The sequence below is a fragment of the Arthrobacter sp. YAF17 genome (assembly GCF_052113365.1).
GTDB lineage: Bacteria > Actinomycetota > Actinomycetes > Actinomycetales > Micrococcaceae > Arthrobacter.
This window is the reverse complement of sequence record NZ_JBFRDB010000001.1, coordinates 461451-478082: the sequence shown is the minus strand read 5'-3', so window position 1 is coordinate 478082 and position 16632 is coordinate 461451. Positions and strand designations below refer to the sequence as shown.

The window sequence follows — 16632 nt, the reverse complement described above, 5'->3', positions numbered from 1 at the left end:
GCACGACGTCCCCGCAGGAGGCAAGGAAAAGCTCCGGTCAGCCAGGCTGACCGGAGCTTTTCCTGTCGATCGTGCAGGACGGGGGGCGTCAGTGCCCGTGACGGGGAGTCACCTCAACGGCGCGGGGCGTCTTGGCGTACACATCCTTGCTGACCTTGTAGCCGCGGCTGTCCAGTTCCAGGGCCTGTTCATTGACCATCCGCAGCTGCGCGTCGCTGAGCTTCCGGATCTTGACCAGGTCCATGGTCTCCTGCTGGTCACCGCCGACGGCGGTCACCCGCACGAGGCCTGAGCCCGCGGAATAGTACTTCCGCTGATGGCCGGCGGCGGCTGGCGGATCCAGGGGGTTGTACTCGTCGATCACCAGCACATCGTTGTAGCACCCGGTCGGGACGCAGACGCGCTGGTTCGTTTTGAGCACGTCGCCGCAATCAAGGAAGTCGACTTTGGGCGCATAGGCCTGGACGTACGCGGGGGTGCCGGTCCGCGGACGGCCCTGCATGGCGATTCCGGCCTGCGCCGTTGCGATCCCGCTGATGAAGGTGCTGGGAGCACCCACGAACTTGCCGTTTTCGTACTCCTCCGGATACTCGCCGAACAGCCAGACGTCGCCGTCCTTCGACTGGGCGAAGAACGCCAGCTCGGATTCGGCCAGTACGCCGTCGGAGTAGTCCCGGTCCCACATCACGACTGTGTTCACACCGTCGATGACCTTGGTCAGCCCGGTGATGGTATGAACCACTTTGTGTGCGCTGGTCCCTTCCGGCGATGTCACTGTGCCATCCGTGGTGAACTGCATTCCCGGCTTCAGCGGGAACCACTTGTTATCGACCCGCGGTGACGCAGGGAACTCCCAGGGATCGAAATCGATCTTCGAGCCGGGGCCGCAGAGTTCCTTTGGACCCGGGGCGGCGGCGGCTGTGGCCGCCGTCGTCACGGTCATTGTGGCCAGCACCAGCAGGATTGCGGAGCCGTAGGCCGTGAAACGTTTGCCTGGTAAGGCCATGTCACTGGCTTCTTTCTTGGGATGGTGGTGGCTCCGGCTATACGGCCGGGGCCGGCTGGGGCTGGTTGGGCCGCCGCTCACGCTTCGGCCCCTTCTTGGCGAACCGAAGGTACAGCGACGGGACGATGAACAGGTTGACCAGTGTCGACGTGACAAGGCCGCCCAGAATCACCACCGCCATGGGATGTTCAATCTCATGGCCGGGGATGTTCCCCATCACCACCAGGGGCACGAGGGCCAGTGCGGTGGCGAGGGTGGTCATCAAAATCGGCGACAAACGTTCGGCGGCCCCGCGCAGTACAAGGGCAGGTCCGAAGGTCATGCCCTCGAACTGCTCCAGATGCTGGCAGTGGTTGATCAGCAGGATGCCGTTGCGGGCGGCGATACCCATCAGCGTCAGGAAGCCGACGAGGGATCCCAGCGACAGGATGCCGCCGCTGAGGTGGGCGGCAATCACACCGCCCACCAATGCAGCCGGCAGCGTCAGGATGGCCAGGATGGCCAGACGCCAGCTCCGGAATGCCGCCTGGAGCAGGAGGAAGACCACGATGACAGCGCCCGCCGAGTACAGCAGCAGGCGCTGCGAGGCGGCCTGGCGTTCTGCGTATTCGCCGAGGACAACCGCCTCGTAGCCGACCGGGAACTGGATCGACTCCATTTCGGACTTCAGCTTCTCCACAACCTTGGCCAGGTCGCCTTCCTTGACGTTGGCACTGACATCGATGCGCCTGGATCCCTCCGACCGCTCGATGACATTGGGCGTGGGTTTGACCGAAATTGAGGCGACGTCAGCCATCCGGATCCTTTCCCCGGAAGGAGTGTCGAGCGGGAGATTCTCGATACTGGTGACGCTGGTCCGGGTTTCCGGCGCGCTCCACACCTGGACGTCGTAGGCCTTGCCATCCCGGTAGACGTCGCCGACTTCCTCTCCCGCGACCAGGGTGGCGGCCGCACGTCGCACGTCGCCGGGCTTCAGCCCGTAACGCTCTGCGGCATCCAGATTCACTTCCACATTGATCTGCGGAATGTTGGCCTGGAGCGCGACTTTCGCGCCGATGGCTCCCTCAATGCCGCCCAGAATGCCCTTGATCTTGTCGGCCTCCGCTTTCAGGGTGCCCAAGTCGTCGCCATAGACGCGCACGACGACGGCGTAGCCGGTGCCTGTCAGGACCTCGCGGATGCGCTCCTTGAGGTACGTCTGGACGTCCCGCACGATTCCGGGGTAGCCACTCACAACCTCCTGCACCGCAGCCAAGGTCTCGTCATAGTCCACCGCGGGGTCAACGCTGATCCAGTTCTCCCCGAAGTAGACACCCACGACTTCATCGGCGTTGAACGCTTGGCCAATGTGGGACCCGCAGTTGTTGACTCCCTTGATCGTCATAAGTTCCTTGCAGGCCAGCTGGCTGACCCGGACCTCCTCGGAGTTTGACGTGCCTGGCTGCGTGAGCCAGTGCATCAGGAAGTCACGCTCCTTGAAGGACGGGAGCAAGGATTGGCCCAGCAGAGGCGCCAGTACAAGGCCGATGACGCCCAGGGCGCCCAGGGCAAGGTACCCAGGGGCGGGACGCCGGATCATGGGCCGGAGCAATTTGCCGTACCAGCGCTTCAGCACCCTGACCACGGGTGGATCCTTATCTTCCAGTTTGGCGTTCCTGAGGAAGATGTAGGCCATCGCCGGCGTGACCGTGAGCGCAACCACCATGGACGCCATCACCGCGAGCGTGTAGGAGGTGGCCAGCGGGCGGAAGAACGCCCCGGTCAAGCCGTCCAGGAAGAAGATCGGCACCGTCGCGGCGACGATGATCAACGTGGCATAGACAATCGGGCCACGGACCTCGAGCGAGGCGTTCACCACGACCCTGGCGGTGCTTTCGGTGCCGCCGCTGGCACGGTGGTGCCGGAGCCGCCGGACGATGTTTTCGACGTCGATGATGGCATCGTCCACCACCACCCCGACGGCAATCACCAGCCCCGCAAGCACCATCGTATTAATCGTGCCCCCGGTCCAATAGAGGACCAGGGCCGCGGCCGTCAGCGACAACGGTATGGCCATGACGCTGACCAGCGCCGTCCGCCACTGGAAGAGGAAGACACTCAGCACCAGGATGACCAGCAGGCAGCCCAGCAGAAGGGCCACGCCCAAGTTGCCGAGTGATTCCTCAATGAAGGTCGCGGGCCGGAATATCGTCGTGTCCACGGCAATCCCGGAAAGACCGGGTTCGAGCTGCTTCAGCGCCTCTTCCACCCCGCGCGTCACTTCGAGGGTGTTGCCCCAGGGGAGCTTCTCCACGATCAGCATGAGCCCGGGACCGCCATTGATCACCGCGTCGCCGATCAGCTGCTGGTGGTCCTCCACCACGTTGGCGACGTCTGACAGCCGCAGCGGGGCCTGGCCCTCACGGTCCGTCACCGCCACTTTCGCCAGTTCTTCCGGCGACGTGATGGCCTGGACGTGCCGGATGCCAATGGTCTGGCTGGGTGTGTCGATCGAACCGCCTGTTCCGATGAGGGCGCCGGGGGAGTAGTGCAGCAGACCCGCGTCCAGGGCATCGGACGTGGAGCTCATCACGGTTTCCAGGGTGACGTTGTTGGCTGCCAGCCTGGCCGGATCCACCTGCACCTGGAGCATCTGGAGGCGTTCGCCCCAGATGGCGACATTGGCCACCCCCGGAACGCGCAGCAGATGTGCCCTGATGTTCCAGTAGGAGATCATGGACATCTCGATGAGCGACCGGGTGTCCGAGGACAGGCCGATCTTCATGACCCGGCTGGTGGAGGACAGGGGCTGCAGCATCAGCGGCGGTGCGGCCCAGGTGGGCAGGGTCGGGATGACCGTCGCCATGCGCTCGGACACCAGTTGCCGGGCAGTGAGCAGATCAGTGCCGTTCTCGAATTCCATCACAATCGACGAGAGCTGGGGCACCGATTTGGACCTCATGTGGTTGAGGCCGGCGATCCCGTTGAACGCCTCCTCCATGGGAACCGACACCAGTTCCTCGACCTCGGCGGCGGTAAGTCCCAGGCAGGCTGTCTGGACCTCGACCTTCGGTGGCGCGAACTCGGGGAACACGTCCACCGAGGCGCTGCTGAGTTGCGCGCCGCCCACGATCATCAGCGCAGCCGCCATCGCGATGATGATCGATCTGAACTTCAGGCTGGCTGCGACTATCCGGCGCATGTCATTTGCCCGTGTTGAACTCGGTGCCGAAGAGTTCTACCGCGCCCACCGTGACGACAGGAGTCCCCACGGCGGGGCCGGCGCTGGCCGTGACCACACCTGCCTCGACTTTGGCAACGGTGACTGCCTGGCGCTCAAACACCCGCGGTGCGGGGTTGGTGTAGACCCACGTCTTGCCGTTGGCGTCGTACAACAGGGCGGCATAAGGCAGCAGCACGTCCGTGCCCGCGCCCGCCGCGACCGGTTCCGTCTTCAGATCGATGCGGGAAAGGCCGTGTTCGGTCACGGTCAGCTTGGCGATGCCCGTCGTGGCGTTCTTCTCGACTTTGGCGGGGGCTTCACCGGCCGCCGCGGGCGTCACCGCGGCGGACTGCGCGCAGGCCGGAAGGGCGAAGAGAACGGCTGCACAGACGGCTGCCGCCAGGGGCAGGCGCCGTTGGGGCTTTTGGCTGGTCATTTTGCTTCCACCTTTTCCTGCTTAACGGGGGTTTCCGGTTCGTATACTTCCGACCACTCTTCGGGTGCGGCGTGAGGGCCGAACCAGAGGGCCAGCAGGGGGAGCACCAGGAGCGCCACAAGCGTTGTGGTCACGAGGCCTCCGCCGATGATCAGCAATATCGGAACAATCACGGCCTGGCCGACGCCGCCAATCAGTGCGGGCGGAATCAGCACCAAAACGGTTACCAGGGCAGTCTTCAGGACCGGCGATACCCGGTCCCGGGCTGCCGTCATGACGGCTTTAGCGCGGGACGATTGCGGCTGGGAACGCCACAACTCATCGGCACGGGCCGAGAGCATCGTTACGTTGCGGGCGGCGATGGCGAGGCTGGCGGCGAAGGCGGTCATGGCGAGCCAGGACATCGCCGCAGTACCGGTCCAGGCGGCCACGGCCGCCCCGGAGAGCGCCGCCGGAAGGGACAGGAAGTTGGCTAGGGCCAGCTTCCAGCTCCGCACCGCAGTCTGGAGCAGCAGGAACACCCCGAGGAGGGCGGCCACGGCAAGCCACAGGACAAGGGAGTCGGCGGCCTGCACCTGGGCATACTTGGCCGGGATCTCTGCGTGGTATTCCACTGGGAACTGGATCTGCTTGACGGCAGCTTCAACATCCCGCTGAATGTCGGCCAGCGGGCGCCCGCTGACATCGGCCTGGACGTCGATCCGCCGGGACGTGTCATCGTGCAGCACCACGACCTCGTTGGGGACCATCCGGACTGTGGCGATCTCTCCGAGCTGGACATGCCCGCCGGTGGGAGTATCAAGGAGCAGTTCACGGATGCTGGTCAAGTCATCCCTGACGTCCACTGCGCCGCGCACGACCACTTCGAAGACCTTTTGCTGTTCGAAGAGGTTGCCCACGACAATCCCCTGCATCAGTGTTGCTGCTGCGCGCCTGGCGTCACCGGGCTTGATGCCGAACTTCTGGGCAGCCTCGAGATTGACCTCGACCTCCACGATCGGAGTCATCGGTATGGCGTTGATCGTCGGGTTCTTGACGCCGTTGATGTTCTCGAGGGCTTTGCGGACTTCCTCGGCCTTCTCCCGCAGGACCGGCAGTTCCGTGCCATAGACGCGGACCGCGAAGCCGGGCTCCAGGGTGCTGTTCATAGCGCCGATTTTCTGCTCGGAATAGTTCACTACGTTGTGCGCGATGCCGGGGTAGCCCTGAACCACGTCGCGGACGGCCTGCTCAGTCGCTCCGAAGTCGGCGTCCGGGGCAATGGATACCCATAGTTCGGCGGCGCTGTTTCCGACAACCTGGTCGGATGTGATGGCGCGGCCGATGTGGCCGCCGACTCCCGAAACGCCTGGCAGCGCCTTCAGTTCGTCAGAGGCCTTGGACGCGACCCGGCGGACCTCGTCATTGGACGTGCCGGCCATGGAGTCCCATTGGACCAGCAGGGTCCTGTCCGGCAATGTCGGAACGACCGGCCGGTTCCCGATCAACTGGGATCCGGCGGCGATTCCAAGCACGCCGACGACGGCCACTGCGACCAGGGTAAGGGCTTGGCGGGAACGGGCGCCCTTGAGGGCACGGTCGTAGTAGGCGCGGGCCCTGCCAGTGGAGGGAGCGTCCCGCGGGGTCGCAGTCTCCTTCGGCAGCAGGAGCTGCGACAACACCGGAGTGACAGAGAGTCCGACGAGCAGGCCGGCCGAGAGAGCCAACACCACCGACCAGAACAGCGGAGTAAAGAAGGATCCGCCGATTCCGGACACGAACAGCGTTGGAATGAGGGCCACCACCATGATCAGCGAGGCCTGGAACAACGGGGTTCGGACTCCCCGGACGACAGCCACGATCCTGGACCTTAGCGTGGCCTCGGTTTCCGTGGCTTCGGTCACCAGCGGCCTGCGCCGCTGGGCCTGTACGTCCTCGACTATGTCGCCCACGATCACTGACATGGCAAGGACAAGGCCGACCAGGATCGTGATGTTGAGGGTGGCGTTTTGCGCGTAAAGGACCACGGCCGCCGTGACGACGGTTGTCGTGATGGCCGCGAGGGCAATTACCGCCACGCGCCAGGAACGGAAGAGCAGCCAGAAAAGTCCAACCGCGATCAGCAGGCTGATCAACAGCGCAAGGCCAAGGCCGCTCACGGAGTCCTGAACACCGGTCGCCGGGCGGAACACTGTGGTATCAAGCTGGACTCCGGCCAGGCCGGGCTCCATATCTTTTAGAGCCGCTTCAATATCCTGGGTGACCTGCACCGCACTGGTTCCGGGGAACTTCTCAATGACCAGCATCAGCCCGGGGTCCTGTCCGACGACGGCATCGCCGATGAGGGGCTGGTGGTCTTCCCTGACCTGGGCTATATCGCCCAACGACATCGCCGGCGTCGAATCCTCCACGCTGACCTTGGAGAGGTCTGCCGGAGTCCGGATTGGGAGGACGTGCTGGATGCCGAGCCGCTGGCTGGGGGACTCAACGAAACCGCCGGTGCCCGGTGTGGAGGCTTCGAGGAAACTCAGCGGCGAAACCCACACCGCGTTGCCGGTGGTCTTGATGACCTGTTCGAGGGTGATTCCCTTGTCCCGCAGCTGCGTGGGGGTGACCTCGACCTGGAGCTGCTGCTCGCGCTGGCCCCAGATAGAAACGTTCGCCACGCCCGGAATGCCGATCAGCCGCGGTTTGATCTTCCAACGGGCCAGGACCGACATCTCGATGCCGGAGAGCTGCTTGGAGTTCATTTTGACCATCAGCACCCGGCTCGTGGAGGAGACGGGCTGCATGATCAGCGGCGGCGCGGATACGTTCGGCAGCGCCACGGCCTGGGTCATCCGTTCCGCGACGAGCTGGCGTGCCCGCAGCAGATCCGTGCCCGGCTCGAAGACGAGTTGGATGGATGACAGCCCCGGGACGGATTTCGAGCGGATCTCGTCCAGCCAGGCCACCCCGTTGAGGAGGTCCGCTTCCATCGGGGAGGTAATGAGCTGCTCAACTTCGACAGCCGAGAGGCCCAGGGCCTCTGTCTGGATTTCGACTTGCGCCGGCGCGAATTCGGGCATTGTGTCCACGGCGATGCGGGGAACATTGATGATGCCAAAAGCGATAATTCYGGCGGCGAGGGCGAGCACCAGGATGCGGAACTGCAGACTGAAGCGGGTGATCCAGCCGAACATGGCTAGTCGGCTTCCAGGCCGCTTCCGGTGGGCGCGCAGCGCCCGGCCGGATTGATGAATTGTTGCAGGCAAGAACTCCGCAAGTGACACATGTCAGGCTCCTCAACCCGAGACCTGTTGCGAATCCCCCAGAGATCTTGTGAGCATAGTGTCCCTGTTGAAAGCGTTTGGCAAGGGCGCGAATGCCCGCAATGGAGGCCCAAATTCGTGCAGCGCCTGCACCCGATCTGCAGGGTGACTCTCACATAGCTTGCGTTTTGTCAATATGCGTATCTTGACTACTGGGAAACGCGGCAGAACTACTGGGCGCCGGACCGAGAACTACTTGCCTCTTTGTCGCCGGCACTCTCTCCGGTGATTGCTGCCGGGCCGGCGGGGCCGTGACGTGCCCAGTAGTGGAAGCTGCAGTCCGAGTGGTGGTTCCCAAAAAAATCCGGGCTTTCAGGGCCGGGAAGTCCGCCCGGCGCGGCGGCGGCCGCGGAGAGATCCGCGGGGCCGGAAGCAGTCCGGATCCGCAACACCTCTCCCGTTTCCCCGCGAACCGGCCGGAGGCGCTAAAGTAGAGCTATGCGTGCGATCCTCCTGCTTAGCTAGCCGCCCGGCATCCCGACGAGAACTCGGATTGCCGAGCGGCAGCCCCTCCGTGTCGAGGGGCTTTTGTGTGTCTGGACCCTTTCGGGCGGACGGCAGGAGAACAGGCAGGGGCGGGACAGTGGCCTTGGCCTGGGAGATTGACGGCACAAGACTTGACGGTACATAAGGCTTGACAGAACAGAAGAGGCCAGCAGTGAGCGTTCAGCCGGAGACAGAGACCGGAACAGCAGCAGTCGCAGCGGAGACGCCGGAAGAGGGTGCCTACAGCTTCGCGGCCATGGAAGCCAAGTGGCCGCAGGTCTGGGAGGACCTGAAGGTCTTCACGCCCGTCGATGACGGATCGAGGGAGCGGCGGTACGTGCTGGACATGTTCCCGTACCCGTCCGGCGACCTCCACATGGGCCACGCCGAGGCGTTCGCCATGGGCGACGTCGTCGCGCGTTACCTCCGCCAGCAGGGCTACGATGTGCTGCACCCGATCGGCTGGGACTCCTTCGGGCTGCCCGCCGAAAACGCCGCGATCAAGCGCAACGCCCACCCCAGCGAGTGGACGTACGAAAACATCGACACGCAGGCGGCGTCCTTCAAGCGCTACGCCATCTCTGCCGACTGGTCCCGCCGGATCCACACCTCCGACCCGGAGTACTACCGCTGGACACAGTGGCTCTTCAAACGCTTCTACGAGCGCGGACTGGCCTACCGCAAGAATTCCCCGGTCAACTGGTGCCCCAAGGACCAGACCGTGCTGGCGAACGAACAGGTGGTCAATGGCGCCTGTGAGCGCTGCGGCACTCCCGTCACCAAGAAGTCGCTGAACCAGTGGTACTTCAAGATCACCGATTACGCCGACCGGCTGCTCGATGACATGGACGAACTGCGCGGCCACTGGCCCGAACGCGTCCTGGCGATGCAGAAAAACTGGATCGGACGCTCCGAAGGCGCCCACGTCAACTTCGTGATCGAAGCCGACGGCGGCAAGCCCACCAAGGACGTCACGGTGTTCACCACCCGCCCGGACACCCTGTACGGCGCGACGTTCTTCGTCGTCGCCGCCGACGCGCCGCTCGCCGTCGAACTGGTCACCGGGGAGCATGCCGCGGCCCTGGACGCATACCGCGAACAGGTCAAGGCGCTCTCTGAAATCGAGCGCCAGTCCACCGAGCGGGAGAAGACAGGCGTCTTCACCGGCCGCTACGCCATCAACCCGCTCAACGGCGAGAAGCTGCCCGTCTGGGCAGCCGACTACGTGCTGGCCGACTACGGCACAGGCGCCATCATGGCCGTCCCGGCGCACGACCAGCGCGACCTCGACTTCGCCCGCACCTTCGACCTGCCGGTCCGTGCCGTGCTGGACACCGGCGAGGAAGATCCCGCAGTCAGCGGCACCGCGACCTCCGGCGAGGGGACGCTGATCAACTCCGGCGACCTGAACGGCCTGCCGAAGGCGGAAGCCATCCCGGCGGCCATCGAGATCCTGCAGGAGCTGGGCACGGGCGAGAAATTCGTGAACTTCCGCCTGCGCGACTGGCTGCTCAGCCGGCAGCGCTTCTGGGGCACCCCGATCCCGATCATCCACTGCCCAGCCTGCGGCGAGGTTCCGGTCCCGGACGAGCAACTGCCCGTCACGCTGCCGGCCGACCTGCGCGGCGAGGACCTGTCCCCGAAGGGCACGTCGCCGCTGGCCGCCGTCGAAAGCTGGGTCAACGTCGAGTGCCCCGACTGCCACGGCCCGGCCAAGCGGGACACGGACACGATGGACACCTTCGTGGATTCCTCCTGGTACTTCCTGCGCTTCGTCTCCCCGCAGTACACCGACGGCCCGTTCGATCCGGAGAAGATCAACGACTGGATGCCGGTGGGCCAGTACGTCGGCGGCGTGGAGCATGCCATCCTGCACCTGCTCTACGCCCGGTTCTTCACCAAGGTCATCCACGACCTGGGCATGATCGACGCCGACGAGCCGTTCAGCGCACTGCTGAACCAGGGGCAGGTGCTCAACGGCGGCAAGGCCATGAGCAAGTCCCTGGGCAACGGCGTCGACTTGGGCGAGCAGCTGGACAAGTTCGGCGTCGACGCCGTCCGCCTAACCATGATCTTCGCCTCCCCTCCGGAGGACGACGTCGACTGGGCGGACGTTTCGCCGTCGGGTTCCGCGAAGTTCCTGGCCCGCGCCTGGCGCCTCGGCCAGGACGTCACGAGCGCCCCCGGCGTTGACTTCACCAACGGCGACCGGGCCCTGCGCACCGTCACCCACCGCACCATCGCCGACGCGGAAGCGCTGCTGGATTCCAACAAGTTCAATGTCGTGGTGGCCAAGCTGATGGAATTGGTCAACGCGACCCGCAAGACGATCGATGGCGGCGCCGGCGGCGCCGACCCGGCCGTCCGTGAGGCCGTCGAAACCGTCGCGGTCATCCTGAGCCTCTTTGCGCCCTACACGGCCGAGGATCTCTGGAATGTGCTGGGACACCCCGCTTCGGTGGCCAACGCCGGCTGGCCGACGCACGACGAGGCTCTGCTGGTCGAGGACACGGTGACAGCCGTCGTCCAGGTCCAGGGCAAGGTCCGGGACCGCTTGGAAGTCTCGCCGGAGATCGGCGAGGACGAACTGCGGGAACTGGCGTTGGCATCGGAAAACGTCCAGCGCGCCCTCGACGGGCGGGGGATCCGCACGGTGATCGTGCGGGCGCCTAAACTGGTCAACATCGTCCCGGCCTAGCCGGGCGGGCCAAACGACAGTCCGGCCGCCGGTGCAATCCGGCGGCCGGCACCACAGCAGGTCCGAACAGCCAGCGCAGACAGCAGGAGGTGCTTCGTGCCCCACCGCGACCCCGCGGGGTGGCCGTGGCTGAAGGAGCGCCTTAGCGGGCTTCGTCAGGCCGCGCGGCCGGTAATGGTCCCTGAAACGGTACCCGCCGCCGTCGTGAGGACGGCTGTGGTCACTGACTCCGCCGCGGCGCTGCCGGCTGACTGGGTTCGGGGCCTGGCCGCCGACGGGCGGCTGACGGTTGTCCCGATGCCCGTCATGGTGGGTGCTGAAATCTATGGCGAGGGCGAAGACGACATCGCCGACACGATCGCTGTGGCGCTGGCCAGCGGCAAACCCGTCAAAACCTCGCGGCCGTCCCCCGGTCAGTTCGAACAGGCCTACCTCGCGGCCCGGCGGCTCGGCTATGAGTCGGTGGTGTCGGTCCACATTTCCGGGGAACTGTCCGGAACGGCGGATTCTGCCCGCCTCGCAGCCGCCCGGGTGGGCTTCCCGGTCGAGATCCTGGACTCGCGTACCGTCGGCATGGCGCAGGGGATGGGTGTCCAGGCCGCCGCTGCCGCCGCGGCGGACGGCCGGACCGCGGCGCAGGTGCGCGAATATGCCGAGCAACGGCTGGCCCTCGCCAGGGTGTATTTCTATGTGCCCAGCCTTGAGCAGCTAAGGCGTGGCGGCCGAATCGGCGCGGCGGCCTCGCTCTGGGGGACCATGCTTTCGATCAAGCCCATCCTCGCGGTGGAAGACGGCAGGGTGGTTCCGCTGGAGAAAGTGCGGTCGGCGGCGAAAGCCGTCGCGCGGCTCAAGGAGATAGTTGTGGCCGACGCCGCCGCCCGGCCCCCTGGGCAGGCCCGGCTCGCCGTCCACCACTTCGGCAACCCGGATGAGGCAGAACAGCTCGCGGCGGACCTGGCCGAAGCAATTCCCGGCTGTCCACCCGTCCAGATCAGTGCGCTACCGGCCGTGCTGGCGGCACACGCCGGCCTCGGTGTGCTGGCAGTGATCGTGGGGGAGGGCAGCACGCCTCTGGCCGGGGCCGAGGACACGCCCGCCGCGCCGTAGCCCGGCGCGGGACCCAAAATGGTTCCCGCCTGCCCTGGAGTGGCTAAACTGCAGCTGACAGCCATTGAAAGGTCTCAGCCATGACAAAGGAAGCAGTCGCCGAACAGGCGCGGGAAATCGTCCGCGGCATCAGGGACGGAACGATCACCTTTGACACCGAGGAAGAAGCGGTCGCAGCGATCGGGATGCTCGTCAAGAAGCGCGAGTACGAGTCGGCGGCGGAACTCCTCGAAGGGCTCAGCCATTGGATCCTGACCTACCCGCGCGCGGGCGATGGATGGAGCGAGCACCTGATTGGCGACCTCTGCCTGACACTCCTGAAGCTGCTCGAAAATTTCGGCCAGCTGGGCTAGCAGCCACCCCAAAGGGGCCACAGCGCGTCCTGCCGTATCCACATAGGCGCGGCCGGCCCTGACCACTCCGCCTGGGGCTTCCTAGGATGGGCAGATGCCGCGCCGCCATCCGGGAATTCCGCCCAGTGCTGATCAGAGCCGGGTCGATCCGGGCCGCACCGGCCGGAGGCTGTCTGCTGCCGTCGGGTCCGGGACCGGCCTGCTCGCCGAGGCGTCGGTGGCTTCTCTTAGTGCGGGAAGCGTCGAGCCCGGCCCGGATGATTCGCCGGCGCAGAGCCATATCCGGTGGCGTACGGGCCGGCGCGCCGCCGCGCTGCTGTGCGTGGTGGCCGCGCTGTTCCTCGGCTGGTTCTGGTGGCAGGCGGTGAACGCTACAAGCGAGGTCAGTCCGTTGGGTTCTGTCACGGCGGCGGAACCCGGCGACGTGCCCGCCCCGGAACCGGAAACCGGAGCGGGCCCCGCTCCGGACGAATCTCCCGGCGGGCCGGCGGGGGACAGCGGCGGAAACTTTATAATCGTGCACGTAGCCGGTGCGGTGGTTCGTTCCGGAATCGTGGAGTTGCCACAGGGGAGCCGGCTGCACGAGGCCATCGCGGCGGCGGGAGGAGGCGTCCCGGACGCGGACCCGAACCAGCTCAATCTCGCGGCCGTACTCGAGGACGGACAGAAGGTCCTGGTGCCCCGGCAAGGGGAAACCGTGCCTGCCGGGTCAGCCCCGACCGTTGATTCCGGCGCCCCGGGCGGCCCGGCTGGCGGCGGAGACGGAACCGCTCCGGCGGAAGGAAAGATCAACCTGAATACGGCCGGTGCCGACGAGCTGGCAACCCTTCCGCGCGTGGGTCCAGTACTGGCGCAGCGGATTGTGGAGTGGCGCGCCGAGCACGGCCGCTTCCAACGGGTAGAGGAGCTGGACGCCGTGGACGGGATCGGACACAAAATGCTCGCAGCGCTGCTGCCCCTGGTGCGGGTCTGAGGGCGGAGGCCGACATGGAACGGCACAGCCGGTGGCAGTCGTACGTTGACGCCGCCGTCACCCGGACGCCCGCCGTCAGCGGGGAGGGTGGGTCCGCCCGTTCGTCCTTCGTCGCCCGGACGCCCGGGACCAGGCAGCCACAGCCCAAGCTGCCGCGTGCCGTCCGTCAGCGCGGCAGGCTGCGGCTCCGTGACCGGTTCCCGCCATTGGCCCTCCCGCACCGCGCCATCCCGGCGCGGGAGGAGAGGCTCCGCCGGACTGATGTGCGGCTGGTCCCCTCTGCAGCGCTGGTATGGGCCACGGCTTCTGCCGGACATTACCTTCACCCCGCAGCGCTGGCGGCCGTCTGTCTGACCTTTCTGGGCGGGGCGGGGCTCCTCCTGCTGTGGGCATCATCCGGCAGCAGGGCCGGTGGCAGGGCCGGTGGCGGGGCCGGCAACGTGGCGTGGCGGCACCGTGGTCCGCCACGTCGAAGTTTCCTCGCGACAATGGCCGTGGCCCTGCTCCTCTCCGCGGCAGCGGGCGGCCACGCCGCCGTCGACTCCTCCCGGCGGCACGACGGCGCCGTGGCCGCAGCCGCCGCTGCGCATGCGGCGGTCGTCGCCGAGGTGGAGGTAACGGGTGCGCCGCGGGGACTCAGGACGCCGGGAAGATCCGGGCTCGCGGACCGGTGGGCGGTGCCGGCGGCCCTGATCGAAATGAACGTTGCCTCAAACCGCGTGAGAGCACCGGTCAAGCTGCTGGTCATGGGCGGTGCCGGCTGGGAACATGCCGTGCCCGGGCAGCGGCTGCGCACCACCGGGAAACTCAAGCCTGCCGCACAGGGCCAGGCTGAAGCGGCCGTCCTCTCGGCAAGTTCTGCCCCGCTCACGATCGGCACGCCTGGGCCCTGGCAGAGTGGCCCCGGTGAACTCCGCGGCCACTTCACTACTGCCGCGGGGCAATTCGGAGGTGACGCCCGCGGACTCCTCCCGGGAATGGTCACCGGCGATACCGGCTCCCTGGACGCCGAGCTGGAGGTGGCCATGAAATCCGTCGGGATGACCCACCTGACGGCGGTCAGCGGCGCCAACTGCAGCCTCATTCTCGGCGCCCTGCTGCTGGCCGCGCGCAGCCTGCGGTTCAGCCGGGCGTTCGCGGCGGTCCTCGGCCTCGCGGGACTGGGACTGTTCGTTTTGATGGTCGGTCCGGACGCCAGCGTCCTGCGGGCCGCCGTGATGGGCGCCATTGGGCTGGTGGCCCTGGCGGGCGGGCGGCCGGGCCGGGGCTTGAGCTTCCTGTGCCTCGCTGTGATCGTGCTGGTGCTGGCCCAACCGGAGCTGTCCACCAGCTTCGGGTTCCTGCTGTCCGTGCTTGCGACCCTCGGCATCGTTGTTACGGGGCGGCCGATCATGAGGTGGTTCCCTCCCGTGGTGCCGCGCTGGCTCGCCGTCGGAGTCGCCGTTCCGTTGTCGGCGCAGACCTTCTGCGGGCCGGTGATCGTGTTGCTCCAGCCACAGTTTTCGAGCTACGCCCTGCCCGCCAACATGGCCGCCGCCGTGCTCGTCGCCCCGGTCACGCTGCTGGGGACCGCCGCCGTGCCGCTGGTGCCGCTGGCCCCGGTGCTCGCCGCCGCGCCGCTGGGTATCGCCGCGGCCTTCGCCACCGGGGTCGGAGCAATCGCCCGCTTCTTCGCCGGGCTGCCCGGCGCCGTGTTGCCGTGGCCGGAAGGTGCCTTCGGTGCCGCCACCATGGCGCTCCTCTCCGCCTGCACCATCGCAGCCTGGTGGTTGCTCTTGCACCCCGCCCGCACGGTAGGCCTGGCGCTGGCGGCCCACAGCCGGACGGTGGCATTGCTCGAGGCAGTGACCTTGCTCAGGAGGGCGAGATCGCTCAACCGGACGCCGCGGTACACCAACGGCCGTCGGGTGCCGCGGGGAAGGCGCCGGGCCGGCTTGGTGCACCGTCCAGGCCGTGGCACGCTTAGAGTCTGCAAACAATCTTCCGGGAGGAAACCTCAGTGGCTGCTGCCCAGACCCAACGCACCCGGCCAGCGGCGTCGAACACCGCCACCTGGCGCGATGTGATCCCGGCCGCCGTCGTGCTGGTTGGCGGGCCGGAGGACTATCTGGGGTCCCGCGCCATGGACCGCATCCGCTCCCAGGTCCGCGCGGCCGCCCCCGACGTCGAAGTCACCAGGCTCAACGCGGGCAGCTACGAGCCCGGCGCCCTCGCCATGAACGTCAGTCCTTCCCTCTTCGGCGAGCAAAAGCTCCTCGAGGTGGAAGGCCTCGAGGCTATGAACGACGCGTTCCTGGCCGACGGGCTCAAGTACCTCAAGCAGCCCGAATCGGACGCCGTGCTGGTCCTCCGCCACAGCGGCGGTGTGCGCGGAAAGAAACTCCTCGACGCCGTCAAGGCCGGCGGCTGGCCGGTGGTGGACTGCCAGCCCCTGAAGAAGGACGCAGACAAGATCGCCTTCGTGACCTCCGAGTTCAAGGCCGCGTCCCGGCGCATCGATCCGGAGGCAGTGCACGCGCTTGTTAACGCTGTCGGCGCCCACCTGGCCGAGTTGGCCGCCGCCTGCAGCCAGCTGATCGCCGACGCCTCCACCGGAGTGGATTCGGCCATGGTGGACCGGTACTACGGGGGCCGGGTGGAGGCCACGGCCTTCAAGGTCGCTGATGCCGCTATGGCCGGGAATGCTCCGCTGGCGCTCTCCACCCTCCGCCACGCCCTCGATACCGGAGCGGACCCGGTACCGCTGGTCGCCGCCCTGGCATCGAAGCTGCGCACCCTTGCCAAGGTCGCCGGAGCTCAGGGTTCCTCGGGCCAGATCGCCAAGCAGCTGGGCATGCAGCCCTGGCTTGTCGAACAGGCGCAGCGGGAAGTGCGGCGCTGGACACCGGAGGGGCTTGTCCTTTCCATCCAGGTGACCGCCGAGGCTGATGCCCAGGTCAAGGGGCTGTCCCGGGATCCTGTCTACGCCGTGGAACACGCCGTGACGGTGATTGCGACGTCCGTCCGGCGCTGAGCCGGATATGTGACGCCCGTTCCGCGCGTGGCGGCTGTGTTGGAGTTACGGGGCAGGCTGCTGCCACC

The 16632-nt window shown here is 66.7% G+C and carries 10 protein-coding genes; 6 read left to right on the top strand and 4 right to left on the bottom strand.

Annotated elements, in window-relative coordinates:
* Positions 1–88: 88 nt before the first annotated feature.
* The 4 genes from AB4Y67_RS02240 to AB4Y67_RS02225 are packed head-to-tail and all read right to left on the bottom strand — an operon-like array spanning position 89 to position 7805.
* Positions 89–1006 (bottom strand): hypothetical protein, encoded by a 918-nt coding sequence (locus AB4Y67_RS02240; RefSeq protein ID WP_441404177.1) that lies wholly within the window; start codon positions 1004–1006, stop codon positions 89–91.
* Between the two features lie 37 nt (positions 1007–1043).
* Entirely contained in the window at positions 1044–4187 is a 3144-nt protein-coding gene (locus AB4Y67_RS02235) for an efflux RND transporter permease subunit (RefSeq protein ID WP_441404176.1), read from the bottom strand.
* A gap of 1 nt (position 4188) precedes the next feature.
* Positions 4189–4644 (bottom strand): hypothetical protein, encoded by a 456-nt coding sequence (locus AB4Y67_RS02230; protein WP_441404175.1) that lies wholly within the window; start codon positions 4642–4644, stop codon positions 4189–4191.
* Positions 4641–7805, bottom strand: a complete 3165-nt coding sequence (locus tag AB4Y67_RS02225; RefSeq protein WP_441404174.1) for an efflux RND transporter permease subunit — start codon at positions 7803–7805, stop codon at positions 4641–4643. Before AB4Y67_RS02225 ends, AB4Y67_RS02230 begins: the two co-directional genes overlap by 4 nt.
* 787 nt (positions 7806–8592) lie before the next feature.
* Here AB4Y67_RS02225 and leuS point away from each other — a divergent pair.
* From leuS to holA, 6 genes are all read left to right on the top strand, one after another.
* The gene (gene leuS / locus AB4Y67_RS02220) at positions 8593–11118 is read left to right on the top strand and encodes a leucine--tRNA ligase (protein ID WP_441404173.1); all 2526 of its coding nucleotides are present in this window, start codon (positions 8593–8595) and stop codon (positions 11116–11118) included.
* 96 nt (positions 11119–11214) lie between these two features.
* Positions 11215–12225, top strand: coding sequence for a DegV family protein (locus tag AB4Y67_RS02215; protein WP_441404172.1), 1011 nt, complete (start codon positions 11215–11217; stop codon positions 12223–12225).
* Positions 12226–12305: 80 nt separating this feature from the next.
* Positions 12306–12578, top strand: a complete 273-nt coding sequence (locus AB4Y67_RS02210) for a hypothetical protein (protein WP_441404171.1) — start codon at positions 12306–12308, stop codon at positions 12576–12578.
* 94 nt (positions 12579–12672) lie between these two features.
* Positions 12673–13551, top strand: coding sequence for a helix-hairpin-helix domain-containing protein (locus AB4Y67_RS02205; protein ID WP_441404170.1), 879 nt, complete (start codon positions 12673–12675; stop codon positions 13549–13551).
* Between the two features lie 14 nt (positions 13552–13565).
* Positions 13566–15617 carry a ComEC/Rec2 family competence protein gene (locus AB4Y67_RS02200; protein WP_441404169.1) on the top strand — a complete coding sequence of 684 codons (2052 nt, stop codon included), beginning with the start codon at positions 13566–13568 and terminating at the stop codon, positions 15615–15617.
* A complete protein-coding gene (holA, locus tag AB4Y67_RS02195) occupies positions 15551–16564 on the top strand; it encodes a DNA polymerase III subunit delta (protein ID WP_441404168.1) in 1014 nt (337 codons plus the stop codon). Before AB4Y67_RS02200 ends, holA begins: the two co-directional genes overlap by 67 nt.
* Positions 16565–16632: the final 68 nt, after the last annotated feature.